Origin of the sequence: Nesterenkonia sp. LB17, from assembly GCF_022565915.1 — a bacterium.
In the GTDB taxonomy this organism is placed as follows: Bacteria; Actinomycetota; Actinomycetes; order Actinomycetales; family Micrococcaceae; genus Nesterenkonia.
Map to the genome: position 1 here is coordinate 180,933 of NZ_JAJOYX010000003.1, position 24,898 is coordinate 205,830.

The 24,898-nt window shown below is 67.1% G+C and carries 24 protein-coding genes and 1 tRNA gene; 19 read left to right on the forward strand and 6 right to left on the reverse strand.

The window, feature by feature from the left end; translation table 11 throughout:
* Positions 1-5: 5 nt before the first annotated feature.
* Both LTH96_RS08240 and upp read right to left on the reverse strand, forming a co-directional pair.
* Complete coding sequence (locus tag LTH96_RS08240; protein ID WP_241465261.1) at positions 6-797, reverse strand: winged helix-turn-helix domain-containing protein; 792 nt, start codon at positions 795-797, stop codon at positions 6-8.
* A gap of 221 nt (positions 798-1,018) precedes the next feature.
* Complete coding sequence (gene upp, locus LTH96_RS08245) at positions 1,019-1,654, reverse strand: uracil phosphoribosyltransferase (protein ID WP_241465262.1); 636 nt, start codon at positions 1,652-1,654, stop codon at positions 1,019-1,021.
* Between the two features lie 275 nt (positions 1,655-1,929).
* Between upp and tadA the strand changes: the two genes are divergently transcribed.
* The 4 genes from tadA (at position 1,930) to LTH96_RS08265 (ending at position 4,137) form a co-directional block, all read left to right on the forward strand.
* On the forward strand, positions 1,930-2,415 hold the full coding sequence (gene tadA / locus LTH96_RS08250) for a tRNA adenosine(34) deaminase TadA (protein ID WP_342357732.1): 486 nt from the start codon (positions 1,930-1,932) through the stop codon (positions 2,413-2,415).
* 10 nt (positions 2,416-2,425) lie between these two features.
* Positions 2,426-2,977, forward strand: a complete 552-nt coding sequence (locus LTH96_RS08255) for an adenine phosphoribosyltransferase (protein ID WP_241465263.1) — start codon at positions 2,426-2,428, stop codon at positions 2,975-2,977.
* A gap of 76 nt (positions 2,978-3,053) precedes the next feature.
* A tRNA-Ser gene (locus LTH96_RS08260) sits at positions 3,054-3,141 on the forward strand.
* Between the two features lie 174 nt (positions 3,142-3,315).
* Positions 3,316-4,137, forward strand: coding sequence for an ArsR family transcriptional regulator (locus tag LTH96_RS08265; RefSeq protein ID WP_241465264.1), 822 nt, complete (start codon positions 3,316-3,318; stop codon positions 4,135-4,137).
* Here LTH96_RS08265 and LTH96_RS08270 read toward each other — a convergent pair.
* Positions 4,092-5,300 (reverse strand): globin domain-containing protein, encoded by a 1,209-nt coding sequence (locus tag LTH96_RS08270; RefSeq protein ID WP_241465265.1) that lies wholly within the window; start codon positions 5,298-5,300, stop codon positions 4,092-4,094. The two genes, LTH96_RS08265 and LTH96_RS08270, sit on opposite strands and share 46 nt — an antisense overlap.
* 268 nt (positions 5,301-5,568) lie before the next feature.
* Here LTH96_RS08270 and LTH96_RS08275 point away from each other — a divergent pair, with 268 nt between their 5' ends.
* Positions 5,569-6,495, forward strand: a complete 927-nt coding sequence (locus tag LTH96_RS08275) for a thermonuclease family protein (protein WP_241465266.1) — start codon at positions 5,569-5,571, stop codon at positions 6,493-6,495.
* Between the two features lie 17 nt (positions 6,496-6,512).
* Complete coding sequence (locus LTH96_RS08280) at positions 6,513-6,770, forward strand: hypothetical protein (RefSeq protein WP_241465267.1); 258 nt, start codon at positions 6,513-6,515, stop codon at positions 6,768-6,770.
* A 54-nt stretch (positions 6,771-6,824) separates the two neighbouring features.
* Here LTH96_RS08280 and LTH96_RS08285 read toward each other — a convergent pair whose 3' ends face one another.
* Complete coding sequence (locus tag LTH96_RS08285) at positions 6,825-7,298, reverse strand: GNAT family N-acetyltransferase (RefSeq protein WP_241465268.1); 474 nt, start codon at positions 7,296-7,298, stop codon at positions 6,825-6,827.
* A gap of 36 nt (positions 7,299-7,334) precedes the next feature.
* Between LTH96_RS08285 and LTH96_RS08290 the strand changes: the two genes are divergently transcribed.
* Positions 7,335-7,793 (forward strand): 23S rRNA (pseudouridine(1915)-N(3))-methyltransferase RlmH, encoded by a 459-nt coding sequence (locus LTH96_RS08290; RefSeq protein WP_241465269.1) that lies wholly within the window; start codon positions 7,335-7,337, stop codon positions 7,791-7,793.
* Positions 7,786-8,502 carry an NADPH-dependent F420 reductase gene (locus LTH96_RS08295; RefSeq protein ID WP_241465270.1) on the forward strand — a complete coding sequence of 239 codons (717 nt, stop codon included), beginning with the start codon at positions 7,786-7,788 and terminating at the stop codon, positions 8,500-8,502. Before LTH96_RS08290 ends, LTH96_RS08295 begins: the two co-directional genes overlap by 8 nt.
* A 23-nt stretch (positions 8,503-8,525) precedes the next feature.
* On the opposite strand, the gene LTH96_RS08300 is transcribed toward LTH96_RS08295, so the two are convergent.
* Positions 8,526-8,963, reverse strand: a complete 438-nt coding sequence (locus LTH96_RS08300) for a dihydrofolate reductase family protein (protein ID WP_241465271.1) — start codon at positions 8,961-8,963, stop codon at positions 8,526-8,528.
* A 140-nt stretch (positions 8,964-9,103) separates the two neighbouring features.
* Between LTH96_RS08300 and LTH96_RS08305 the strand changes: the two genes are divergently transcribed.
* From LTH96_RS08305 to thiD, 9 genes are all read left to right on the forward strand, one after another.
* Positions 9,104-13,999, forward strand: coding sequence for a DNA glycosylase AlkZ-like family protein (locus LTH96_RS08305; protein WP_241465272.1), 4,896 nt, complete (start codon positions 9,104-9,106; stop codon positions 13,997-13,999).
* A gap of 85 nt (positions 14,000-14,084) precedes the next feature.
* A complete protein-coding gene (locus LTH96_RS08310) occupies positions 14,085-14,750 on the forward strand; it encodes a VOC family protein (RefSeq protein WP_241465273.1) in 666 nt (221 codons plus the stop codon).
* 37 nt (positions 14,751-14,787) lie between these two features.
* Complete coding sequence (locus tag LTH96_RS08315) at positions 14,788-15,807, forward strand: pseudouridine synthase (RefSeq protein ID WP_241465274.1); 1,020 nt, start codon at positions 14,788-14,790, stop codon at positions 15,805-15,807.
* Complete coding sequence (locus LTH96_RS08320) at positions 15,804-16,457, forward strand: VTT domain-containing protein (RefSeq protein WP_241465275.1); 654 nt, start codon at positions 15,804-15,806, stop codon at positions 16,455-16,457. Before LTH96_RS08315 ends, LTH96_RS08320 begins: the two co-directional genes overlap by 4 nt.
* A 77-nt stretch (positions 16,458-16,534) precedes the next feature.
* Entirely contained in the window at positions 16,535-18,265 is a 1,731-nt protein-coding gene (locus LTH96_RS08325; RefSeq protein WP_241465276.1) for a hypothetical protein, read from the forward strand.
* A gap of 35 nt (positions 18,266-18,300) precedes the next feature.
* Positions 18,301-19,038 carry a hypothetical protein gene (locus tag LTH96_RS08330; RefSeq protein WP_241465277.1) on the forward strand — a complete coding sequence of 246 codons (738 nt, stop codon included), beginning with the start codon at positions 18,301-18,303 and terminating at the stop codon, positions 19,036-19,038.
* 54 nt (positions 19,039-19,092) lie between these two features.
* A complete protein-coding gene (locus LTH96_RS08335) occupies positions 19,093-19,632 on the forward strand; it encodes an NUDIX hydrolase family protein (protein ID WP_036473357.1) in 540 nt (179 codons plus the stop codon).
* 33 nt (positions 19,633-19,665) lie between these two features.
* On the forward strand, positions 19,666-20,184 hold the full coding sequence (locus LTH96_RS08340) for a hypothetical protein (RefSeq protein ID WP_241465278.1): 519 nt from the start codon (positions 19,666-19,668) through the stop codon (positions 20,182-20,184).
* Positions 20,177-21,001 (forward strand): bifunctional hydroxymethylpyrimidine kinase/phosphomethylpyrimidine kinase, encoded by an 825-nt coding sequence (gene thiD, locus LTH96_RS08345; RefSeq protein ID WP_241465279.1) that lies wholly within the window; start codon positions 20,177-20,179, stop codon positions 20,999-21,001. Before LTH96_RS08340 ends, thiD begins: the two co-directional genes overlap by 8 nt.
* Before the next feature lie 33 nt (positions 21,002-21,034).
* Here the strand turns inward: thiD and LTH96_RS08350 are convergent, their stop codons facing one another.
* Positions 21,035-21,718, reverse strand: a complete 684-nt coding sequence (locus LTH96_RS08350) for a response regulator transcription factor (protein WP_255728073.1) — start codon at positions 21,716-21,718, stop codon at positions 21,035-21,037.
* A 416-nt stretch (positions 21,719-22,134) separates the two neighbouring features.
* On the opposite strand from LTH96_RS08350, the gene LTH96_RS13330 reads away from it, so the two are divergent.
* Positions 22,135-23,304, forward strand: coding sequence for a histidine kinase (locus LTH96_RS13330; RefSeq protein ID WP_241465281.1), 1,170 nt, complete (start codon positions 22,135-22,137; stop codon positions 23,302-23,304).
* A 296-nt stretch (positions 23,305-23,600) separates the two neighbouring features.
* The gene (locus tag LTH96_RS08360; RefSeq protein ID WP_241465282.1) at positions 23,601-24,842 is read left to right on the forward strand and encodes an acyl-CoA dehydrogenase family protein; all 1,242 of its coding nucleotides are present in this window, start codon (positions 23,601-23,603) and stop codon (positions 24,840-24,842) included.
* Positions 24,843-24,898 lie beyond the last annotated feature (56 nt).

A 24,898-nucleotide genomic window follows, 5' to 3' on the forward strand; every position in this document is an offset into this window, starting at 1 on the left:
AGGACTCAGATCGAGTATTCGGGGGCTGCCCAGACGGTGACCTCAGGGTGCTCGTAGAAGCGGTAGCCCTGTCCGCGGACCGTGCGCACCGTATTGGCAAGGCGCCCCAGCTTGGAGCGCAGCCGGCGGATGTGCACGTCGATGGTGCGCTCGTTGGGCATCTGGTCCGGGTCCACGTTGCGCCACAGGGTCTTGAGCAGCTCCTCGCGTCCCACGGTGCGAGATCCGTTGTCCACCAGGTAGTTCAGCAGCTCGAACTCCTTGAAGGTCAGATTCAGACCCTCGCCGTCGAGGCGGACCTCCCGACGGGACAGGTCGATCAGCACGCCGGAGCTGGTGGGCGCCGGCGGGGTGCTGATGGGGACCTCGACGCCGCGGTGGGTGACGGTGGGATCGCCCAGCGCCTGCCGCACGACCTCCAGATCGCTGCCCTCGTGGGCCGCCGACGCCAAGGCCATGGCGATGTGCACCTGCGCATCGGCGGCGATGTGCTCCACGTAGTCGCGCAGCTCGGTGGCGATCTTGTGCAGCGAGGTCCCGGCCGCACTGGCGGCATCCTCGTCGAGGCCGACGTAGACGACGAAGCCGCGGGTCACGATATCGGGCTGGACCATCTGCGGCCCTCCACCGTTCTGGGCGACCACCGGCACGGGTGCGGTGCGCGGATGCGCGCCGCTGGTTTCGTCGCTGGCGTTGGCAGCGCGGATTCGGCGGGCCATCTCGGCACGGCGAGCGGCGTTGCGCACCGAGACATGGACGTAGCCGGGATTCTGTGGCTGACTCAGGTGTGCGGACATTGGTGGCAACTCCCCCGCTGCAGGTGGACGGTGGTATCCATTACAGGGTGTCCGTCACATTTGGAATCCGCAAGTAACAAAAGGGGCGATCTTCCACATAATGAGATGGAGTGACCTTTTTGTGACCGGGATCACACTATTTCAACGGATGGGGGCGTTGACCGGCTTCGCCTCACATGCAACAGGCCTGCGGGCGGCGTCGCCAGCAGGGGGTGCTGGGCCTACTGAGCGAGGCCGTAGAGGCGGTCGCCGGCGTCGCCGAGACCGGGCACGATGTAGGACTTCTCGTTGAGCTTCTCGTCGATGGCGGCGAGGTAGAGCTCCACCTCGATGTCGCCCACCTTTTCGCGCAGCCGCTCGATCCCCTCGGGGGCCGCCAGCAGGCAGATGCAGGTGATCTTTGCGGCGTTGGCCTTCTTCAGGAAACGGATGGCCTCGGCGAGGGTGCCGCCGGTGGCGAGCATCGGGTCCAGCACGAAGACGTGGCGCCCGGTGAGGTCTTCCGGAAGCCGCTCGGCGTAGGTGATGATGTCCAGGGTCTCTTCGTTCCGGGCCATCCCGAGGAATCCGACCTCTGCGGTGGGGACCATGGCGGTCATCCCATCCAGCATCCCCAGTCCGGCGCGCAGGATCGGGACCACCAGGGGCTTGGGGTCCGCCAGCTGGGTGCCGGTCATCGTGGCCACCGGGGTCTGGATCTCCACCGACTCGGTGGCGATGGAACCACTGGCCTCATAGGAGAGCAGCATGACCAGCTCGCGAGTCAGTTCGCGGAACTGGTTCGAAGCGGTCTCCACCCGTCGCAGCTGGGTGAGTTTATGGGAGATCAGTGGGTGTTCCACAACCTGTACGCGCATAGTGTCAAAACTACCAGCACGCCCGCGGGAGCCGGCCGTCGGTGCCCGCAGCGGCAGCCACCCCTTCGGGGGTCAGCGTTCGAGCAGCCGCTGCAGTCTTCATGGTCGCCCTGATCATCGCCACGGGGCTCTGCATCCGCGTCTCTCGCGGCGGGAACCGCGCCGATCGATCTGACCGAGGTCCCGCGAGTCGAGCACCGCTGGCATCGGCCCCATAGGCTGGTGCTGTGACCGAGAACATCCCGCCCAAGCCACAAGCGGCCCCCGCTGAGTCCATTGATTCTTCAGCGTGGTCCCCACGGGCGCGGGCCGATCAGGAGAAGGCCATCGGGCGCTGTCTGGAGCTGGCTTCCGAGGCGACCTCCTCCGCGGACGTGCCGGTGGGCGCCGTCGTCTTCTCCGCTGCCGGTGAGGTGCTCGGCGAGGGCTTCAACACCCGAGAGCGCGACGACGACCCGGCCGGTCATGCGGAGATCACCGCCCTGCGGGCCGCCGCGGCGAGTCTGGGGAGCTGGCGGCTGGACGGCTGCGTGCTCGCGGTGACCCTGGAGCCGTGCCCGATGTGCGCCGGAGCGATCTATCAGTCTCGGATCGGGCACGTGATCTTCGGCGCCTGGGATGAGAAGGCCGGGGCTGCGGGATCGGTGTTCGACATTCTGCGCGAGCCCCGGCTGAACCACTGGGTGGAGGTCCATCCTGGGGTGCGCGCCGAGGAGTGCGCCGACCAGCTGCGCGCGTTCTTCGAGCAGTTCCGCAGATAGGCTTGCGGTCGTGTCCACACTTTCCTCACCGCAGCTCTCCGCGCCCTCGCCCGAGCGGCTGGCCCATGCGCAGTCGCTCTTCGCAGTCACCCCCGACTTCCCCGAACCAGGCATCCTCTTTCAGGACATCTCCCCCGTGCTTGCGGATCCGGCCGCGCTGCGCACGGTGGCCGAGGGCCTGCTGGCCCCCTTCGCCGGGAGCTTCGACATGGTCGCCGGGATCGAGGCCCGCGGGTTCACCCTGGCAGGGATGATCGCCGCGCTGACCGGCACCGGATTCATGCCCATCCGCAAGGCAGGGAAGCTGCCGGCACCTGCCGGGCGGGTTGAGTACACGCTGGAGTACGGCACCGCGGTGATCGAGGCTCCCGATGTGCTCAAGCCCGAGCACCGGGTGCTGATCGTCGATGACGTGCTGGCCACCGGTGGCACCCTGGCAGCGACCCGGGAGCTGATCGGCCAGCTTGACTGTCAGGTGGCCGGCGCCGCCGTCGTCTTGGAGATCGGAGGGCTTGACGGACGCCTGCTCTGCGGCGAGGTGCACGCCCTGTTCCAGGGCTGAGCTGACCTGTTGAGACCGTGCCCGCCGTGGGTGCTTTTGGGTGAGCGCGAGATGTTTGCGTATACTCAACGGGCCTGGTGACGTGTCCGAGCGGCCGAAGGTGCAGCACTCGAAATGCTGTGTGCGGTTACCCCGCACCGTGGGTTCAAATCCCACCGTCACCGCCGACCGAGAGCCCCGCTGATCTGCAGTCATGCAGCCGGCGGGGTTTTCTGCACCCCCAGCGTCCTCAAGGTGCTTCTGCGGCCTGGCGGCACCGCCGAAGCGCCGGTAGAACGGGTAGAGGCCGGCAGGACGTGGTCTTCGATTCTGTGGCCGCGATACGTATCCTGGAAGTTATGCCTCGGCGAGTGGATGACTATCGGGGACTCACGCAGAAGAGTCGACTGCGACTGCTCCATGCGGTCCAGCGGGTCCCCGGCCGCAGGCTGCAGGAGCTCGCTGAGGAAGCCTGCGTCCCAGTCAGCACTGCACGAGACCATCTGCGCGTGCTCGAGGACGAGGGACTGATCGCGAGCGCCCCCGTGGACACCGGCCGTCGAGGCCGCCCGCCGCACGGGTACTCCCCCGTCCAGCGGATCGAACACAGCCAGGCGGCCGAACGACGAGCAGCTGCAGCCAGAGCGCGGGGCGACCTGCTTCGCGACCTCGCCCCTGAACTCGACCACAGCGACTCACTCGGGACGAAAGCGGTGCACCAGCTCGATGCCCTGTACGAGCATCTGGAGGATGCCGGCATGGAGCCTGAGCTTGACGAACAGGAACTCACAGTCGGGCTGCTGCCCTGCCTCTATGAGGAGATGATCGACGAAGAGCGGCCGCTCGTCTGCTCTGTGCACGCGAAGCTCGTCCGGGACCAGCTCGCGCAGGTCTCCGGCCCACTGGAGCTGCGCCGTCTGCATCCCTTCCTCAGTCCGAAACGGTGTGTGATCGTGCTTGCTCTCAAAGGGGAAGCGGCCCGCTCCACTCAGCCCGGCGGTCTTGACGGCGACTGCGACGATGCAGCACTCGAGCAGGGCGCGGTGCGGGCAAAGCGCACACTGGATCATTCGGCCGATGAGAGCCTTGGAGATCCAGCGTGCTGTGACCACACCCCACCCGCCTCCGGGGGAGGCTATGCGGGCTGCTGTGCCCAGAGGTCCGGGCCGAACACCTCGTAGTGGATGTTCTCGCTCGGCACGCCCTGGTCGATCAGCGAGCGCCGCGCGCTCTGCATGAAGGGCAGCGGTCCACACATGAACACCTGCGCCTCCTCGGGAAGCTCCACGTCGGAGAGGTTCATGAATCCCGACTTTGCCGGATGCAGGGTCGGCGCGATCTCCGCGTCCTTCTCGTACCAGTTCTGGGCACGAGCATCCGGCATCGCAAGCACCTGCCGACGGAGTCCGTCGTAGAGCGCGTGGTGCGCATGCGACTTGTCGGCGTGGAAGAGCCGGACCGTGCGCTCCGGCTGCCGACGCGAGAGGTCTTCCATGATGGCCGCCACCGGGGTGATGCCGATTCCCGCAGAGACCAGCACCAGCGGAACATCGGTCTCATCGAGCACCACGTCGCCCGCGGGCTGTGACACATCGAGGATCGTGCCCGGCTGGGCGTTCTCGTACAGCCAGCCCGAGACCTGCCCGTCGGGCATCCCGTCGACGCCACGGACCCGCTTGATCGTCACGCGCAGGGAATCGCCGCGCGGACCCGATGAGATCGTGTACTGCCGCGGCTGACGCAGCCCGTCCGGAAGATCCACAGCGATCGCGACATACTGTCCCGTCCGATGCGCTGGCACCTGGCCGTCCACCGGGGCAAGCAGCAGAGAGAACACCTCTCCGGACTCCTCGAAACGCTCCACGACCCGATATCTGCCCCATGGGTGATCAGGATCTGTGCCGCCCTCGGCGTAGAGCTTGCCCTCTTCAGCGATCAGGGCCGTAGCGAAGAGCCAATAGACCTCGTCCCATGCGGACGCGACCTCGGGGGTGATCGCGTCACCGAGCACCTTCTTCACCGCAGCGAGCAGGTACCGGCCGACGACCAGATACTCGGACGCCTGGATGCCGAGTGATACATGCTTATGGGCGATGCGCCGCATCACCGGCGTGAAGTCCGGCGCGTCGGGGTCGATCAGATGCACCGCGAACGCCACGACCGACGCCGCGAGCGCCTTCGGCTGCTCACCGATCGCCTGGTTCGCCCGGTTGAACACGTTGAACAGCTCGGGGTGGGCCTCGAACATGTCCGCGTAGAAGAGCGTGCTGATGGCTTCGGCATGCTCGGCGACGACGCCCGCAGTCTGCTCGACGACGTCGGTGGACTCTGGAGACAGTCTCATCGGGTGGCCTCTCTCTGGTTCTTCGCCACCAGGAACCGGGTGGACTCTTCGATGGTCTCGCACTGCCTCCTCGTGGCGTAGGCGGTTTCACCGCGTTTATTCATCGGCCTTGCCTGCAGGCGCGTCTCGGCATCTATCACCCCACGGGCACCTACTGTGGTGCGGGAGCCGCGCTCTCCGCACGGGTCTCTCGCCCGCACCAGATGAGGTTCAATCGATGTCGCAGCGCTTCCCGGGGCAATACCCCCTGCCCAGCAACCCTCCTGGCGTGGGTGCAGAGAAGCTCACGGCCTGGCAGAAGTTCCAGCGCTGGCCGATCATCCTCCGCATTGCGACCATCGGCTGTGGCGGATTCATCGCGCTGTTCGTTCTGCTGATGATCATCGGCCTCGTCGCATTCATGGTGAACCCCAACGAGGTTGAAGAACGCGCCGCCGCGACGGAGGAGCAGGAGCTCGTCGTCGAGGAGTCTGAGGACCCTGCGGAACCTGAGGAGACCGACGAGCCTTCGGAGGAGCCCTCCAAGTCCGAGACGCCCTCGACATCTCCGACTCCGACCCCAAGTCCGACGCCGACTCCGACGCCCACCCCCACCCCGACGCCCACTCCGACGCCCACCCCCACCGCTGATCCGAACGAGCACACCGCCGTCGTCGTGCGCATCATCGACGGAGACACCGTGGAGCTGGACTCCGGGGACACTGTCAGGGTGAGCGGGATTGACACTCCTGAACGTGGCGAGTGCCATTTCGACACCGCATCCACCCGGATGAGCGAGCTGGTGCTGGGCAGGACCGTCACACTGACCCGCGATGGTGAGGACACCGATCGCTATGACCGAATCCTGCGCTACGTGGACGTCGGAGGGACCGACGCGGGCAGGACCCTGATCGAGGAGGGCCTCGCGGTCGCCCGGTATGACTCCCGGGACGGCTATGGCTTCCACACCCGGGAACCGGGTTACATCGCGGCCGACGACGGCGCCCCGCTGCAGACCTGCGCCCCCGAGCCCGCCCCGGTTCCACCGCCGGGCCAGCAGGGCGGGAACTGCGATCCCAACTACACGCCCTGCATCCCGGTCTACCCGCCGGACATCAACTGTGGCGATCTGGACTTCCCGGTCCGAGTCATCGGTGCCGACCCGCATGGCCTGGACGGCGATGGCGACGGTTATGGATGCGAGGCCAACGGCTGAGGCGCTATCGTGCTGTCATGGCGAAAAGCTCCAGGTCCAGCGAGTATGAACGCGTGGAACACTTCACCGCTGATCCATCCACCGTCGAGTGGGCCTCCAGCGGCAAGTTCTGGACCAGCTGGCAGAGTGCGGTCGCGATCATGGGCATCCCGCTCATCGCCTGGATGTACCTCGCGCCGTCTGACCTCCAGCTGAGCCCCGGCTGGTATCTGGTCTCTTGGCTGGCGATCTTCGTGGTCGCCACCGCGGCAGGCCGCATCCGCCGCCGCCTATGAAACATCACGAAGCCTGAGGGAAGTCAGACCCTGGGAACTTCCAAGATCTGAGCGTCAGCCTCGACGCATCGGCACGTGGGGAATCCCGTCTTCCAGGAACTGCTCCCCGGACCGGACGAAGCCGAAGGCCTCATACCAGCCCTGCAGCGGCGCCTGGGCGTCGAGCACGACCTGCGATTCAGCTGACTGCCCGGCGCAGAACTCCAGCGCGCGCTTCATCAGCTCACGGGCCACCCCGGTCCCGCGCGCGTCAGGGGCCGCCACCACACGCCCGATCCGGAAGCCCGCCAGCTCGTGGAGGATCCGCAGCGTGGCGGTGGGTGCGGCGGCGTCGTCTCCGGACTCCTCGCCCGAGGTGCCGTTGACCGCCCAGAACATCACCGCACCGGGCTCCACGTCTCGACCGTCGAGCTCCGGGTACGGGCACTGCTGCTCGACCACGAAGGCATCGGTGCGCAGCTTCAGGATGAGGTAGAGCGAGACGGGATCCATCTGGGCCACGGGGGCAGCGTGAAACTGAGCAGGCATGGGCTCCATCCTAGGCTTGCCGGTAGTCTCAGACCCATGAGCATCACTGCCCTGGCCATCGGCAAGAAGCATGAGAAGTGGGCCGCGGAGGGGATCGAGCGCTACACCAGGCGGCTCCGCAAGCCGTATGACCTGGACTGGAAGCTGCTTCCGCATTCCTCCCGCGAGCATGATGCAGCCCGCCAGGAGGAGTCCGAACGGATCCTCGCCGCGCTGAAGACCAAGGATCACGTCATCCTGCTCGATGAGCGCGGCAAGAACATCAGCTCGACGGGCCTGGCCGAGCATCTCCAGGCCAGCTTCGACAATGGGCAGCACGTCGTGGTGATCATCGGCGGGGCCTATGGTGTCACCGATGAGCTGCAGCACCGCGCCGACTTCGTCTGGTCGCTCTCCAAGCTCGTCTTCCCGCACCAGCTGGTCCGGATGCTGCTCGCCGAGCAGGTCTACCGCGCCCAGGAGATCTCCGGAGGGCGGGCGTATCACCATGTCTGAGCGGTCTGCACCCGCCGCGGAGCCTTCCCCCGAACCCGCGGCGGCCGCAGCCTCGGAGACCACCCGACCCGTTGTCGGCATCCTCGGGGCCGGCCGAGCCGGCACCGCCTTCGCCCGGGCCCTGCTGCGCGCCGGGGTCGCTGTGGACATCGCCTCCACCCGCCCGCCCCGAGCGCTGCAGCATCACCTCAAGATCTACGCCCCCGGTGCAGTCCCGGTGGTAGGTGCGGACATCGCCGCGCGTGCCCGGGATTCCAGCGGGATCGTCATCCTCGCGGTCCCGCAGGAGGAGCTCGATGAGGTGGACCCGGACTGGGTGGTCGGCACCGTGCTGATCGACGCGACCAACACCTGGCAGGACGAGCTGCTCCCGTGCTGGCTGCAGGCCGCGGTGGATGAACAGCTGCCCACCTCCATGGCACTGGCCGGACGGTTCGGCTCCGCGCGGGTGATCAAGGCGCTGAACCACATCGCCCACGCCGATATCGACGACGCCGCCCGGCCCGCCGCCGAGCTGTCCCAGCGCCGAGCGCTCGCCGTCGCCGGAGATGACGACGCCGCCCGCGGACTGGTCATGGGACTGCTGGACCGCATCGGTTTCGATCCGGTCTCCCTCGGCGCGCTGGCCGCGGGACGGATCATGGAGCCCGACGGGCCGCTGTTCAACCGCCCGCTGCGCCGCGAGGACATCCTGCGCTTCGCCCGCTGAGCCGCTGGCCGTGGCGATGAAGATCACCCGGTGCGGCGGGTGACGACCAGGTGCATGTAGTCGATCAGATCCGCCTCGAGGAACTGCCGCAGCGTGGCCACCCCGCCGCCGATCCGCACGTCAAGGCCTCCGGCGAGATCGCGCGCGTGATCCAGTGCGGAGACCCGGTCGGTATCCAAGAAATGGAAGGTCGTGCCGCCTGCCATCTCGAGCATCGGCCGCGGGTGGTGGGTCACCACCACCACGGGGGTGTGGAAGACCGGGTCATCGCCCCACCAGCCCTTCCATTCCTCATCCGCCCATGGGCCGCGCTGCGGGCCGAACTTGTGTCGTCCCATGATCTCCACACCGATGCTTCGCCCCCACCGGCTCGCGAACGCCTCATCGACACCGCGGGACCCTTCGGTCTTGCCATGTAAGCCCATCTCGCGGAAGGTCCGGGTTTCGAACGCCCACTCCATCAACCGCGGCGTCTGACGGATCGTCGGCGTTTCGCGTCAGAATGACGACTCCGGCGAGCGCGCATTCCACCTCATCCCGCCCGATTCATGAGGGGTGAGATGCGTCTATGGATGTCCGTGGCGGCCTCTAGAGTAAGACCATGACCGCCCTGGAACCTTTCACCGAGCCGACCCGGCGCTGGTTCCAAGCATCCTTCGGTGCACCCACCGCCGCGCAGGCTGGCGCCTGGGCTGCCGTGGCGCAGGGCAAGAACGCGCTTGTGGTCGCGCCCACCGGCTCGGGCAAGACGCTCTCGGCCTTCCTCTGGTCGATCGACCAACTCTTCGCCGCACCCACCGCGGGCACCTCGGTGCTCTACATCTCGCCTCTGAAGGCGCTCGGCGTGGACATCGAACGCAACCTGCGCAGCCCGCTGGTCGGGATCGCGCACACCGCCCGCCGCCTCGCCGCCGAGGGCGCCGCGGACGAGCCGCCGGAGATCACCGTCGGGGTGCGCACCGGCGACTCCACGCCCAAGGAGCGTCGGGACCTGGTTCGGAAGCCCCCGCAGATCCTGATCACCACCCCGGAATCGCTCTACCTGATGCTCACCTCCCAGGCCCGGAGCACGCTGACCGGGATCAAGACCGTGATCATCGATGAGGTCCACGCCCTGGCCGGCACCAAGCGCGGCGCCCATCTGGCGGTCTCGCTGGAGCGGCTGAACAACCTGCTGGCAGCCCCGGCCCAGCGGATCGGGCTCTCCGCCACGGTGGAACCCCGCGAGGAGGTGGCCCGCTTCCTGGGCGGCTCGGCGACGGTGGAGATCGTCGCACCGAAGTCGGAGAAGAAATGGGACATCACCGTCTCGGTCCCGGTGGAGGACCTGGCCTCCCCCAGCACCGCCCCGCCCGAGAGCGCGACCCCGTTCCCCGCCGCCTCGAACGGCAGCGGAAACCCCGACGCCGCGGCCGGCATCCCTGCGCGCACTCCTGCAATCGACTTCCCGCCCGACGACGCGCTGCTCAGCGACCAGCCGCTGCAGCCCAGCATCTGGCCGCACGTGGAGCACCGGGTCGTGGATCTGGTCACCGAGAACCGCTCCACCATCGTGTTCGTGAACTCTCGTCGGCTCGCGGAGAAGCTCACCGGGCGGATCAACGAGATCTGGTCCGAACGCCAGCCCCCCACCGCTCGGAACACCGACGACGCCGCCGCATCCGCCCCCGGGGATGACGGGGACGCGGGCGAGCCCGCACCGCTGGCCCGTTCACACCACGGCTCGGTCTCGAAGGAACAGCGCAAGCTCACCGAAGAGGCGCTGAAATCAGGCCAGCTGCGCTGTGTGGTCGCCACCTCCTCCCTCGAGCTCGGCATCGACATGGGCGCCGTGGACCTGGTCATCCAGGTGGAGGCCCCCTTCGCGGTCTCCGCCGGGCTCCAGCGCATCGGCCGGGCCGGGCACCAGGTGGGTGAGGTCTCGGTCGGCTGGTTCTTCCCCAAGCACCGCGGGGACCTGGTGAGCACCGCCGTGATCGTCGAGCGGATGCTCGCCGGGCAGATCGAGGCCCTGCACATCCCGCGCAACCCGCTGGATATCCTTGCCCAGCAGACGGTGGCCGCCGCCGCGATGGACCCGCTGGATGTGGAGTCCTGGTTCGAGACGCTGCGCCGCAGCGCCCCCTTCGCCACGCTGCCGCGCTCGGCCTATGAGGCCACCCTGGACCTGCTCGCCGGCAAATACCCCTCCGACCGGTTCGCCGAGCTGCGCCCCCGAGTGATCTGGGACCGCGACGCGGGCACGATCAGCGGGCGCCCCGGCGCACAGCGGATCGCGGTCACCTCCGGCGGCACCATTCCCGACCGCGGGCTCTTCGGGGTCTACCTCGCCGGCGGAGAAGACTCCGGATCGGCCCGCTCCGGCGGCCGCCGGGTCGGTGAGCTCGATGAAGAGATGGTCTACGAGTCCCGGGTCGGCGACGTCTTCGCGCTGGGCGCCACCAGCTGGCGGATCCAGGAGATCACCTTCGACCGGGTGCTCGTCGTCCCGGCCTTCGGGCAGCCCGCCTCGCTGCCCTTCTGGCGCGGCGACGGCTTCGGCCGTCCCGCCGAGCTCGGCCGCGCGCTGGGCCGGTTCACCCGGGAGGTCCACGCCGGCGCCGCAGAGCCCACCGCCGAGCGGCTCACCGCGCTGGGCATGGACACCTGGGCGCAGCAGAACCTGCTGCGCTACTTCACCGAACAGCAGGAGGCCGCCGGGGTGCTCCCCAGCGACACCACCCTGGTGGTGGAACAGACCAAGGACGAGCTCGGTGACTGGCGGATCGTGCTGCTCTCGCCCTACGGACTGCAGGTCCACGCCCCCTGGGCGCTGGCGGTCGGTGAACGCCTGCACGACCGGTTCGGCCTCGACGGCTCGGCCATGGCCAGCGACGACGGGATCGTGCTGCGCGTCCCGATGATGGATGAAGACCCGCCCGGCGCGGAGCTCTTCGTCTTCGACCCCGACGAGCTTGAGGATCTGGTCACCGGCCAGGTCAGCTCCTCTGCGCTGTTCGCCGGCCGGTTCCGCGAGGCAGCCGCCCGGGCCCTGCTGCTGCCCAAGCAGAACCCCGGACAGCGCACTCCGCTGTGGCAGCAGCGCCAACGATCCTCCCAGCTGCTGGAGGTCGCCTCGGGCTACCCTGACTTCCCGGTGATCATGGAGGCCATGCGGGAGGTCCTGCAGGACGTCTACGACATGCCGGCCCTGCTGGAGCTGCTGCGCAGCATCACCCAGCGCAGGCTCAAGATCGTGGAGACGACCACCTCGAAGCCCTCCCCCTTCGCCCAGTCCATCCTCTTCGGCTACATCGCGCAGTTCCTCTACGAGGGGGACTCCCCGCTGGCCGAACGCCGGGCCGCCGCGCTCTCGGTGGACCCGGCCCTGCTGGGTGAGCTGCTGGGCCGGGTGGAGCTGCGTGAGTTCCTCGACGCCGCGATCATCGCCGACTCCGAGGCCTACGCCCAGCGGCTGCTCCCCTCCCGGCACCTGCGCGGCGAAGAGGGCGTCGCAGACCTGCTGCGCCTGCTCGGCCCGCTGACCGAAGAGCAGCTCGCCGCCCGGCTCGAAGACGGTGAGCCCGCGAAGCACCATGCCGAGGCCCTGGTCTCGAATCAGCGCGCCTTCCGGGTGATGTGGCGCACCGGCACCTCTCCAGAGTCCGGCGCCGACGGCGAGCAGGATCAGGTTGAGGAGCGCTACGCCGCGATCGAGGACGCCTCACGGCTGCGCGACGGTCTGGGCACACCCATCCCGGTCGGCATCCCCTACGCCTTCCTGGACCCGGTCGAGGATCCGCTCGGCGATCTCGTCGGGCGCTATGCCCGCACCCACGGACCCTTCCTGGTGGAGGAGGCGGCGGCCGAGCTGGGACTCAGCCGCGCCGTCGTCGTGGACACGCTGACCCGGCTGGTGCGCGAGCACCGGGTGGTGGAGGGACTGTTCCGACCCGACCGGGTGATCCCCGCCGATGCCCGGCCCGGCACGGTGGAGTACTGCGATGCCGAGATGCTGCGCAGGATCCGACGCCGCTCCCTGGCCGCCCTGCGCGCCCAGGTGGAGCCGGTGCCCACCCCCGCCTACGCCCAGTTCCTGCTCGAATGGCAGGGCATCACCGCGGCCCGCGGGAAAGGCTCCTCCTCCTCGGGGGTCTCCGCCGTGGCGGAATCGCTGGCCCAGCTCTCCGGTGCAGCCGCGCCGGCCAGCGCCTGGGAGTCCTATATCCTCCCGGCGCGGATCCCCGACTACCGGCCGGGGATGCTCGACGAGCTGCTCTCCGCCGGGGAGTTCCTCGCCGTGGGCAAGGGGGCGCTGAGCGGGCATGACGGCTGGCTGGCCTTCTACCCGCGGGAGGACGCCGAGACGCTGCTGAACCAGCCGGGCAGCACCGGGCTGGGCAGCAACGGAGAAGACTTCACCCCCACCGCGCTGCAGGAGTCGATCCTCGAGATCCTGGCCCGCGGCGGCGCCTGGTTCATCGAGGCGCTGCACGACCAGCTCGACCCCGACCTCACAGGCTCCCGGGAGAGCACCAAGAACGCGCTCTGGGAGCTGTTCTGGGCGGGACGGGTCGCCCCCGACAGCTTCGCCGCGCTGCGCAGATTCATGTCCACCGGGACCACCGCGCACAAGAAGCAGCCCACACCGGCGCGACCGAGGCACACCTCACGGCGGATGGCGCTGCGCCGGGCCACCGAATCACACCGCACCCGGATCGCCGGGAACGCCGCCTCCGGACCCACCGGCGGCGGCGCGGGCGGCCGCTGGCAGCTCGTCCCGAACGGTTCGGTGGATGCCACCGTCGCCGCGCACACCCGCGCCGAGATCCTGCTGGACCGCTACGGGGTGGTCACCCGCGGCTCGGTGATGTCCGAGCAGCAGTCAGGTCTGGGCGCCTCCGCAAAGGGCGGCTTCGCGGCGGTCTACAAGGTGCTCTCCGCGGCCGAGGACTCCGGGCAGATCCGGCGCGGATACTTCATCGAACAGCTCGGCGCCGCCCAGTTCACCTCCTCGGCGACCATCGATCAGCTGCGCTGGATCTCCGAACGCCTCGAAGACGCCGCCGAACAGGCCGGCGCCGAATCAGGCACCGGGACGCCCAGGGCGGGAGCCTCCGGCTCGAGCACATCGGGCGGCGGGAAGAAGCAGGATGCTGCGGTGGTGCTCGCCGCCACCGACCCGGCGAATCCCTACGGGGCGGCCCTGGACTGGCCGGAGCTGGAGAGCTCCACGCACCGACCTGGACGCAAGGCCGGCGCCGTCGTGGTGCTCTACCGCGGGCGGCTGGTGCTCTACATGGAGCGCGGAGGCCGCACCCTGCTGCTCTTCACCGAGGACGAATCCACCATGGACCTGATCTCCCGGGCGCTGGTGCCGGCCCTGCGCGCGGCCAAGACCGGACGGATCGCGGTGGAACGGGTCAACGGAGACCGGATCCTGACCCACCCGCTGGGACAGCTGCTGCGCGACGCCGGCTTCAACTCCTCGCCCTCCGGGCTGAGATTCGCGCCATGATCACCGCACCGGATCACTGCCATGACGCCTCACCCGCGCAGCGCGCAGTCATAGAGAACACAGGATTTCCGGCTAGGGTGAAGTCATGACTCTTTGCATTCCGTTTCTGATGTTCCAGGGTCAGGCCCAAGAAGCGATCGACCACTACCTCGACGTCTTCCCTGACGCTGAGCTGCTGGAGATCGTGCACCACCCCGCGGGCACCGAGATCTATGACCCCACCCCGCGGCCCTCCGCTGAGCCCGTGGACCCTGCCGACACCGAAGTCCCAGAGGACTCCGACGGCGGGAAAGGTTCGGACGCCGTGAAGGAGACCGAGCCGACCCAGCCTGAGTCCACCGAGGCTGAGCAGACCGAGGCTGAGTCGACCGACACGACGCTGATCACGGTCAAGCATGCCCAGGACGCCTCTGATCACGAAGAGGTCATCACCGTTCCAGTCCCGCTGGTCGCCACCGCGCAGCTGAGGATCGGCGGGCAGGTGCTGATGATCCAGGACAGCCTGATGAAGCATCAGTTCAGCTTCACCCCCTCGATCTCCGTGGCCGTGGTCGTGGACTCCGCGGCGGAGTTCCATCAGATCGTGGACAGCCTGGCCCCGGGCGGAGAGTTCCTCATGGAGCCCGACGACTACGACTTCGCCACGAACTTCGCCTGGATCAAGGACCGCTTCGGCATGTCCTGGCAGGTCAACCAGCCCCTGGGGCAGCCCGAGCCCACCGCCCGCGCCGAGGCGCCGGTCTGGGGCTGAGCCGCCCCGGCTCGCTGACCTGCCCAGAAACTGACCTGTGACGCAGAAGTCTCCTCTCCCCGTGCGCAACGGCGTCAATGCCACGCGCCTGCGGGTCCCGCTGAACGGGCCCTGGCACACCGTCCATGACTACGTGCTGGAGACCTTCGGACACATCGACCATGGCGGGATCACCCGGCGCTTCGATGACGGCGACGTCGTCGACGTCCACGGGGCGCCGCTGAGCACGTCCACCCCGCTGGGCGACCTCGAGTTCCTCTGGTACTACCGCTCGGTCAGCCAGGAGATCCCGCTGCCGGTGACCGAGGAGCTCATCCATGAGGATGAACACCTGGTGGTGGTGGACAAGCCACACTTCCTGCCCACCACCCCGGCAGGCCGCTATGTCCAGGAATCGCTGCTGGTACGGCTGCGGAACACGCTCAACCTCCCGGACCTGGTGCCGATCCATCGGCTGGACCGGGGCACGGCCGGCGTCGTGCTGTTCTCCAAACAGCCCGACACCCGGGGGGCGTATCAGCTGCTCTTCGAGAACCGCGTGGTGGAGAAGTCCTACGAATGCGTCAGCGCCACCCCGGCGGGGATGAGCCCCGAGACCATGGCCTCGCGATTCCCGCTCACCGTGCGCAACAAGATCGAGAAGACCAAGGGCGTGGTGGTCTCCCAACTGGCCTCATACGCCCCGGAACACTCCGGCAAGCGCCCGCATGACCGCACAGCCCGGCAGGGCAAGCGCCGAACCGAGGCCATCCCCGGTGCGAACTCCTCCTCCCAGATCGAGCTGCTCTCCACTGGACGCAGCCGCTCAGGGCACGACGTCGGCCACTTCCGGCTCAATCCACACACCGGAAAGACTCACCAGCTGCGCATTCACATGGCACTTCTCGGTCTCGGTATTCTGAATGATCGTTTCTATCCCGAACTTCTCGATGACGCCCCTGATGAGTTCGACAAGCCGCTCCAGCTGCTGGCCAAGACACTCACCTTCACCGACCCGATGACCGGGGTGCCACGCAGCTTCATCTCGTCTCGAACCCTTCAGGAGACCCCGCAGTGACCAATCCCGCGATCGCCTTCGGCATCAGTGACCTCGGCGATCCGGCGCTCTATCAGGAGTGGGGGCTCTACTACTTCCTGTTCATGGCAGTGGCGGTGGCGTTCACCGCGATCGTGCCGCCGTTTCCCTCCGAGGTCATGGTGATCGCCTCAGGCACGATGGCCGCCGAGGAGATCTTCCCGCTGCTGCTGGTCCTCGCCGTGACCTTCATCGGCTGCCTCATCGGCGACATCGGGGTCTACCTGCTCTTCCGCTACAAGCTCATCCGGCTGCTCTACCGCTGGAGGTGGGGACGTCGGCTGCACCGGAAGATGCTGCGCATCTCGCTGCGCGCCGGCGGCGCCTCCACCTGGGCGGGCCTGCTCCTCATCCGCGGGATTCCGGGGGGCCGCTCCGCCTCGATGGCAACGGCCGGGATCATGCGTCTCGGCGGCCGCTCCATCGTGGCGCTGTGCCTGCTGGGCTCACTCACGTGGAGCCTGTGGCTGGTCGGGTTAGGTTACATTACGGGAACAACTACAGGGCTCCCACCCTGGGCTAGCACGGCGGCCGCGATCGTTGTGGGTACCCTGGTGGGGTTGGGGATCACCGTGCTGATCACCCGACAGCGTTCGCGTCGGGGGTCCAGAAGAGAGTCGGCAGCCGCTTGACCAGCGACGATGTCCGGGCACCACGCTCCGACAGCTACTGCATTTGCCAGCCATGACCTAGAGGGGGGAACCCGGGCTTGACCGAGAAGTCCCAGGACGAGTCCGCCGAGACGCTCACCGTCGCCGAGAAATCCGGCGCGGACACCGAGATCTCGCCTGCGTCCACCGAGGACAGCTCCGCCGAGGACACCTCGGCCGAGCGCGCAGATCCTGCCCGGAAGCAGGATCCCGCCACCGCCTCAGCGGCCCCTGCTGATGCTTCAGCGCCCGCCGAGAGCTCCGCGCCTGCTGGAGACTCTTCGCCTGCCGCAGGCTCTGTGCCCGGCGCAGACACCACGCCCGCCGAAGACTCCACACCGGCCGGAGATTCAACACCGGCCGCTGCCCAGTCGCCGACCCCTGCACCTTCCGCACCCTCGGTGCGCTGGAGCCGCCCCACGCCGGCGCGGCCCGCGCCGTCGAAGGCCAGCGCTCCTGAGACCGACCTCAGCAGCTTCTTCGACGACCTTGACGAGAAGTTCCTGGGCGCCGCCCGCCGCGTCGGCGCCGCCTTCCGCCGGTCCGCCCCGCAGGATCAGCCCGGTCCTGACGAGCAGCGCAGCAGGAACGGCAGGAAGAACGGCCGACCCGCATCGGGCCAGTCCACCGCGGGCGCCGCGCAGAGCCCGCCTGCCACACGCCCCGCGGCAGCACCCTCCAACGGCGTGGACCACTCCGGCTCTGCCCTCGGCAGCGCCGCCCCGGGGCCGGAGTCGTCCCCGCTGAGCCTGCCCCGGCCTCGCCGCGCCCTGGATGAGCAGCGGCAGCGCGACGTCATCCTGGAGAAGGCCGCAGCCATCGAGGCGGCCACCGCGATGAACCACCGGCCCACCGACCGGGACTACATCGAGTCCGCCGATGACGAAGAAGACCTCTTCACCTACATCCCGCCCTACAACATGCCCTCCAGGGACCCCGACCCCGCGCCGGTGCGCAGCGACCTCTACCGACAGATCTTTGTCACCCTGGGCGCCCTGGCAGCCCTGGTCTCGCTGATCTGGATGTTCGGCATCTTCCCCGGCTCCCCCGCCATCCTGGGCGGCAATGGGCTCGATGAGCTCGCCGGCGGCTGGTACTCCGGCGGACAGGCGCTGCTCTCCCCGAACGCGAACTTCTACTGGCTCTGGCCCATCATCGTGCTGGGCCTGCTGGCCCACGCGGTCCACCAGTGGACCACCACCCAGATCTCCACCCCACGGCAGCGCCGCTCTGGCTGGCAGGTCGGCTCGGCGTCGCTGTTCATGCTCATCTGGACGGCCAGCATCCACCACGGAATGCTCACCCTCGCGGCGCTGGCTTCCCTCGCTGCGGCATTGGCACTGATCGACGCGATCAGACAGTTCACCTTCCGCACCGCCCGCACCGGTCTGGAACGTCGATTCTCCGATACCACCACCGGTCTCTTCACCGGCTGGGCGATGGTCGCAGCGATGTCTTCGCTCTCCATCTGGCTGACCGCCATGGGATGGCGCGTCCCCGGCATCCCTGCGGTGCTCTGGGCGCTGCTCGGCCTGGGCATCTGCATCTGGGCCGCCGCCTACTACGCGATGACCGAACGCGGCAGGATCGCGGTCGCCCTCGGCATGGGCTGGGGCATGTTCTGGCTGATCTTCCCCCGGCTGCTCTCAGACGTCACCTCCGTGTGGGTCGCCATCTCCGCCGCGATGGGAGCCTTCGTGGTCATCCTCGCGACCGAATCCCGCCGGCACAAGATCAACCACGCGGAGCGTCGCGCCGCCATGGGGCGTCCGCTCGAAGACATCATCTGAACCAGCCCCGGTTGGACCACCGCACAGGAGGCACGATGAGGCACCCGCACAGAAGCCAGATCACCGCACTCGGAGCAGCCATGCTGTTGCTGCTCGCCTCCTGCGGCTCCCCGGAGGAGGGTCAGGACCCCGCCCCCGCCGAGGACGCCGCCTCCGAGCAGCCCACTGAGGACACCGAGGGCGCGCAGGACTCGGAAGAGCCGGACCCGGAGTCCGAGTCTGAAGATCCTGGAGAGTCTGAGCAGCCTGACGAGTCCGAGACCTCCGCGGCACCCGAAGACGAGGACCAGGGCGACGACGCCGCCTCAGCGGACTTCAGCACCGACGCCCAGGAGTCTGACGGCTTCCCCGGGGAGTTCACCCGCGGCGAGGAGCCCAATCATCTGGTGGAGATCCGCTCCGGTGTCCATGAGGGATACGACCGTGTGGTCTTCGAGTACTCCGGGGACGGCACCCCCAGCTGGCGCGGAGAGTACACAGATGCCGCGGCCGAACTGGGCCGCGGCGAACCCATCGAGGTAGCAGGCGAACACATTCTTGAGATCAACGTCAACGGACCCTCGTGGGCTCCGGAGGACGAGCCAGAAGACGAGCTTCCCGCCCAGGAGTACTACGAACGCGATCGCGGCGGAGCCTTCGAGGAGATCTTCATCCAAGGACCTTTTGAAGCCCACTCCCAGTACCTGATCGGCATGGACCAGGAACGGCCGTTCCAGATGCAGCTGCTCGAGGAGCCGACCCGGCTCGTGGTGGACATCGCCAACGAGGAATGACCCGGCACTGAGCCCTGACCGGCCTCGGGCTCCGTTGTGGTGCATGATGGGACCATGAGCATTCGAACCCCAGATCCGAACCCCGGATGGTTGAACGAGGATGACCTCTACGAGGCACGACGACGGCTCCCCATGGTCTACGTCGAAGCGATCCCAGTTCGACTGGATCCCCTCGGCTGCATCACCGAGCTGGGTCTTCTCTACACCGCAGACGCCGAGGGGCATTTCTACCGCACCGTGGTCTCCGGACGCGTGATCTACCGCGAGACCATCAGGGCGGCTCTGCTGCGCAACATCGAGAAGGACCTGGGATCGATGGTGATGCCACAGATCCCCGCTTCGCCGGTGCCGTTCGCCGTGGCCGAATACTTTCCCTACCCCTCTGAGACCGGGCTGGTCGATGACCGGCAGCATGCGGTTTCGATGGCCTACATCGTGCCCGTCTCCGGGGAATGCTCCCCGCGCCAGGACGCCCTGGAGCTGAGCTGGATGACACCGGATCAGGTGCTCAGCCCCGATGTGCAGGCGGAGTTCCTCGGCGGCCGCGAGAAGCTGATCCGCCAGGCCCTGGCCCATCTGGGTCACACCGGCTGAGCCACACCAGCTCCGGCCGGTAGAATCAGGCCAATGACCACTCCCGCCCCAGAGAAGCCCGTCCGCCGCAGAAGGCCGCCCCGCAAGCAGGACACCGCAGCGCGTCCGGTGCTGCGGCTCGGAGCCGCAGGGTGGATCGTCTCCTGGCTTGTCCCCACAGCGGTCATGGGCGGCCTGCTGCTCGCACTGGGCCTCATCCCCGGCCTGAACGAAGACGGCTTCCTCGCCCCGCTGATTCCGCTGATCGCCGCGGCGGCCGTCGTCGTCGGCATTCCCGGGACCCTGCTGGTGAGCTGGCTCTACCGACACCAGGTGCGCCCCACCGTGCACATCCTCGGCTACGTCCTCGTGGGGCTCCTCTATGGTCCTGTCGTGCTCGTGGTCGGGGCCGGAGGACTGATCCCGATGCTCATCCCGCTGATCGGCTTCCCCGCCGGCATCCTGCTCGGGATCGGTCGCTGGATGGCGCAGCCGCTGGCCCGCGTGGAGAACCCTGCCGAAGAGCCCGACCCCGCTGCGACCCCCGAGCCGAAGGACGCTGAGCATGCCTGAGACCACTGCAGCTCCCGCGATGACGCTGAGCATCGCGGGTTCGGAAGCCACCGGCGGCGCCGGGGCGCAGGCGGATCTGAAGACCTTCCAGGAGCTCGGTACGTTCGGCATGGTGGCGCTGACCTGCATCGTGTCCTTCAATCCGGGTGATGAGTGGAACCATCGCTTCGTCCCGGTCGAGTCCCAGGTGATCGAGGACCAGATCGAAGCGATCTTCGGCAACTACGGGCCCGAGGTGCTCGACACCGTCAAGCTCGGGATGATGGGCTCCCCCGCCACGATCTCCACCGTGGCCGCCGCGATCACCGCGCGAAGGCCGAAGCACCTGGTGCTGGATCCGGTGCTGATCTGCAAGGGCCAGGAGCCCGGTCACGCGCAGGACACCGACGAGGCGCTGAAGGCCGAGCTGCTCCCACTCGCCACCTTCGTCACCCCCAACCACTTCGAGACCGAACAGCTCTCCGGGATGAAGGTCGAGACCCTGGAGGACCTGCAGGCCGCCGCGGCGGAGATCCATCGACTCTCCGGCGCTGCCGTGCTCGCCAAGGGCGGAGTCCGACTCGCCGGACCCGAGGCGGTGGACGTCTTCGTCGACGCAGACGGCATCGAGGTGCTCAGCGCGCCCAAGATCGGTGAGCACGCGGTCTCCGGCGCAGGCTGCTCCTTGGCGGCCGCGGTCACCGCCGAACTGGCCAAGGGCAGCTCCGCCCGAGACGCCGCGCGCCGGGCCAAGGAGTTCGTCACTGCAGGCATTCGTCAGCGGGTCGCCGGGAATACCCCGTTCGATGCACTGTGGCAGGGCGGCCTGCGCGGCTGAAGGGGGCGGACGGAGCTTCGCTCAGCCAGCGGTCTACTCTTCTCGACCATCTTCTAGCTGCGGCTCGATGAGGCCCAGCTGCGTGGCGCGGATGAGCAGCTGGACGCGGTCCCTCACGCCGAACCGGACGCAGAGCCGACCAAGGTGTGCCTTGACCGCACCCTCGGTCAGGACCATTCGCGTCGCGATCTCTCGATTGCTGAATCCCCGCGCCAAGAGACTCAGGACTTCTGTCTCTCGTGGTGGTGTCCGCGGCAGGTAGTCCGATCCTGCGAGCGCCAGGGAGAACTCCTCCGCCTCATTGATCGGGTTAAATTCAAGTCGTCGTGCTATGTCCGGCGAGATCGGCACCGAACTAGAGTGGACTTGCCGGACCGCGTCCAAGACCTGTTCTGCCGTGGCGTCCTTCACGATGTAACCCTTGGCCCCCGCATTGAGCGCCTGTAGTGCGTGGCCTTCGGAGCTGAACGTGGTGACCGCGAGCACTGAGGTGTTGGGGGCAATCGTCATCACCTCAGCCGTCGCCTCGACACCGCCCATCTTGGGCATCTTTAGATCCATGATGACGACGTCGGGCTTGGTCTCACGAACCAGCTCGATGACCTCGAGCCCGTTCGCAGCCTCCCCGATGCATTCCATATCGGGAGCCGAATCCACGTAGGCGCGCAATGCTGCGCGCATGATCGGATGGTCGTCTGCAACAACAAGACGGAGCATGGTTGAACCCGTTTCTTCCTCGGCCTATGGACTCGGCGCGGTTCTCCAGATTATCCGAAGTTCCTGGAATAGACGGCCCCAGCACATCTAGTCGATATCACACAAGAACTGATGCCTAGCCAAGGAATTAGCTACTTTAGTCTACTATCACTGAATTTAGACAGAGGTTAATATAACAATACACGCTCATCCAGTTGAAACATATATCGAAAGAGAACAACAACATGGCTATCACTTTGTTTGCATACCGAATCGCAGCTATTTCAGCCCTTCTTTTCACAGCTATTATCACATTTTTGGATCTTGCCAATTTTGAAGTTGGCAGCTTTATGCAGACTTTCTTCTGCCGCGCCTTCCCGAGGGCCTCCGGGTGCTGATAACTGACTGGCCATCAAGTCGGTGACATATCATTGAGAGTGACCTTTTCGAGCGATGTGACTCCCAGCCGCAGAGTCCTAAATGTTCTTACGCTGACAACCATCGGTGCCATTCTCGCCGACCTGTCACTGGCCCTGATTCTCAACCTGGACTTCAGCGCGACCCTGCTGGCCGTCTACCTCATGTGGATCCTGTCGGTATCGCTCTTCTGGCTACACCCGGGCATGGGCGCGATGGCGGCCCTCATCGGAGCGCTTATCGGGACACAGATGAGCTTCCAGATCGGCACCCTACTGCTGGTGATTCTCTTCTGTGGACTCACCGCGATGTACTGCGCCCAGTGGCTGCGTCGGCTGTACCTGGTTCTTGCATTGATCCTCGCGATGAATGTGGGCATGATCCAGGAGGACCCGGTGTTGGCCGCAGGGTTCGGAATCTCCGCAGGCGGCACAATGGTCACGTCTTACCTGATCGGGCGCGCAACTAGACGGCAGCTGGCTACGCGCCTGGAAGCCAGAGCAGAGCTGGAACAATTGCGCTCCGCACATCAAGATGCATTGGATGCTGAGCGCAGGTCCATCGCCCGAGATCTTCATGACATCCTGGCGCACGACCTCACGGTAATCTCGATGCAGACGCAGGTGGCAGCCGCAACAGGCACCGCCGAATCCCGTGCGGCAGCACTGACCCAGATCTCAACCTCCGCCAGCGCAGCGCTCCACGACCTTCGCCGCGTGCTGCAGGTGCTCCAGCGCGAAAACATCATCGAGGCGGGCCCGGGGGACGCCCCGGAGCTGGACCTAGAGTCAGGTCTTCAGCGCTTCACCGAGCGCCTTGAGGATCTGGGGTTCAAAGTTGACACTGCGGTCCACGGAGATCTGAGCTCGCTCTCACAGTCCGTGGAGGCCTGCCTCTACAGAATTCTTCAGGAATCCACCACCAATGTGGTCAAGCATGGAGCCAAGGGACACGCCACCAGTGACTGCACCATCGAGATCGAGGTCAAGACCGACACCGTGAATATGGCAGTGACGAACCGCACTGACGACACCCAGACACCGGCAGTCAAACACCCTTCCTCGGGGACTGGGCTTATCAGCATGGAGGACCGCGCGGCAACCTTCGGAGGCACCGTGGATGCCGGAGCTCCAGCTGCTGGCATCTGGAGTGTGCAGGTCACCGGAATCCAGATGCGGCTGCTTCGCTGACCGATCGATCGTCCCGCTGCTCATAGGGCGAAAAGACCCCGGACACAGAGAGGCTCGGGCGGTGCCGTTCCCACCGCCCGAGCATTAACATCCGCCGAGGTCCTGCTCCGAACCCTTGCACCGTAACTCGGAACACCTCAAGGCCGATGTCATCTCCCCTGAATCGTGCACCACTGATGCACGTCCACTTATAAGTATTGGGGAGTGCCCGTCTTCTGACTAGTGGACTTTTGTCCACAGTTTGCAGGTGAAACCAAAGCTCCCCCACCTTGTGACTATCAAGTAACATGTGTGCCATGACACATCATGCTCCCGATGCTTCCGTTGATCCGATCTACGACGTCTCCACCGCGCAGGACCTCGACTACTACGGCGTCTTCGACGACCTCCCCGCGGCAGACCGGCAGTGGTGGACTCGCGCCCGTGAGTTCTCCACCGGACTGGAGACGCGGATGGCGCAGCACTGGGAACACGCTGAGTACCCGGTTGACCTGGTCCGCAAGGCTGGCGGCCTGGGTCTGCTGACCGACGGCGTCGACGTCTCCGAAGCCTCGATGGAGACGCTCTCCCCGATGGCCGCGGGCCTGGTGAACATGGAGACCTCCCGTGCCGATGGCTCCCTGGGCACGGCCCTGGCGGTGCAGGGCGGGCTCGCGCTGCGCACCCTGGCGTACTTCGGTTCGGCAGACCAGAAGGCTGAGCATCTCACCAAACTGGCCACGGCCGAGACGCTGGGCTCCTTCGCCCTCACCGAGCCCACGCACGGCTCGGACTCGGTCTCGCTGGAGACCACCGCCCGGCTGGTCGGCGACGAGGACTCCGGCTACTACGTCATCAACGGCGCCAAGAAGTGGATCGGCAACGGCGCCTCGGGCGGCCTGACGTTCACCTGGGCCCGAGTCGCCGGCGGCATCCACGACGGCAACGTCCGCTGCTTCCTGATCGACCAGGACACCCGCGGCTATCGGGCCGAGGTCATCCAGGGCAAGGCCTCGCTGCGCGCGATCCACCAGGCGCTGATCCAGTACGAGGACGTCGAGGTCCCCGCCCACGCCGTACTGCCGGGTTCAAAGACCTTCAAGGACGCCTCCAAGGTGCTCTTCGCGACCCGGCTGGGAGTAGCCTGGTCCGCCGTCGGGCATGCCTCTGCGCTGGTGGAGGCGGCGCTGAGCTATTCGAAGCAGCGTGAGCAGTTCAGCCGTCCGCTGGCGAGCTTCCAGCTGGTGCAGGAGCGGCTGACCTGGATGGTCTCGGAGCTCACCTCCATGCAGCTGCACGTCCGGGCGGTCACCGAGCGGGATATGGCCGGCACGCTCACCGGCCCGCAGGCCTCCCTGGCGAAGTATCACAACACCCGGAAGGCTCGGGCGATCGCCCAGGTCGCCCGCGACATGCTCGGCGGCAACGGGATCCTGCTGAAGAACAAGGTGCCGCGCCACATGGCAGATATCGAGGCGATCCACACCTATGAGGGCACCGAATCCGTGCAGAGCCTGATCATCGGGCGCGACCTGACCGGGTACTCAGCCTTCGCCTAGGACACGCGCTCGGCGCCCACGATACGGCGCTCGGCACTGAGCATTCGACGTCCAGC

Excerpts from the sequence above, each read along its gene's own strand:
- LTH96_RS08240 (WP_241465261.1), bottom strand. The coding sequence starts at position 797 with ATGTCCGCACACCTGAGTCAGCCACAGAATCCCGGCTACGTCCATGTC.
- upp (WP_241465262.1), bottom strand. The coding sequence starts at position 1,654 with ATGCGCGTACAGGTTGTGGAACACCCACTGATCTCCCATAAACTCACC.
- LTH96_RS08265 (WP_241465264.1), top strand. The coding sequence starts at position 3,316 with ATGCCTCGGCGAGTGGATGACTATCGGGGACTCACGCAGAAGAGTCGA.
- LTH96_RS08270 (WP_241465265.1), bottom strand. The coding sequence starts at position 5,300 with ATGAGACTGTCTCCAGAGTCCACCGACGTCGTCGAGCAGACTGCGGGC.
- LTH96_RS08280 (WP_241465267.1), top strand. The coding sequence starts at position 6,513 with ATGGCGAAAAGCTCCAGGTCCAGCGAGTATGAACGCGTGGAACACTTC.
- LTH96_RS08285 (WP_241465268.1), bottom strand. The coding sequence starts at position 7,298 with ATGCCTGCTCAGTTTCACGCTGCCCCCGTGGCCCAGATGGATCCCGTC.
- LTH96_RS08290 (WP_241465269.1), top strand. The coding sequence starts at position 7,335 with ATGAGCATCACTGCCCTGGCCATCGGCAAGAAGCATGAGAAGTGGGCC.
- LTH96_RS08295 (WP_241465270.1), top strand. The coding sequence starts at position 7,786 with ATGTCTGAGCGGTCTGCACCCGCCGCGGAGCCTTCCCCCGAACCCGCG.
- LTH96_RS08300 (WP_241465271.1), bottom strand. The coding sequence starts at position 8,963 with ATGGAGTGGGCGTTCGAAACCCGGACCTTCCGCGAGATGGGCTTACAT.
- LTH96_RS08305 (WP_241465272.1), top strand. The coding sequence starts at position 9,104 with ATGACCGCCCTGGAACCTTTCACCGAGCCGACCCGGCGCTGGTTCCAA.
- LTH96_RS08310 (WP_241465273.1), top strand. The coding sequence starts at position 14,085 with ATGACTCTTTGCATTCCGTTTCTGATGTTCCAGGGTCAGGCCCAAGAA.
- LTH96_RS08330 (WP_241465277.1), top strand. The coding sequence starts at position 18,301 with ATGAGGCACCCGCACAGAAGCCAGATCACCGCACTCGGAGCAGCCATG.
- LTH96_RS08335 (WP_036473357.1), top strand. The coding sequence starts at position 19,093 with ATGAGCATTCGAACCCCAGATCCGAACCCCGGATGGTTGAACGAGGAT.
- LTH96_RS08340 (WP_241465278.1), top strand. The coding sequence starts at position 19,666 with ATGACCACTCCCGCCCCAGAGAAGCCCGTCCGCCGCAGAAGGCCGCCC.
- thiD (WP_241465279.1), top strand. The coding sequence starts at position 20,177 with ATGCCTGAGACCACTGCAGCTCCCGCGATGACGCTGAGCATCGCGGGT.
- LTH96_RS08350 (WP_255728073.1), bottom strand. The coding sequence starts at position 21,718 with ATGCTCCGTCTTGTTGTTGCAGACGACCATCCGATCATGCGCGCAGCA.
- LTH96_RS08360 (WP_241465282.1), top strand. The coding sequence starts at position 23,601 with ATGACACATCATGCTCCCGATGCTTCCGTTGATCCGATCTACGACGTC.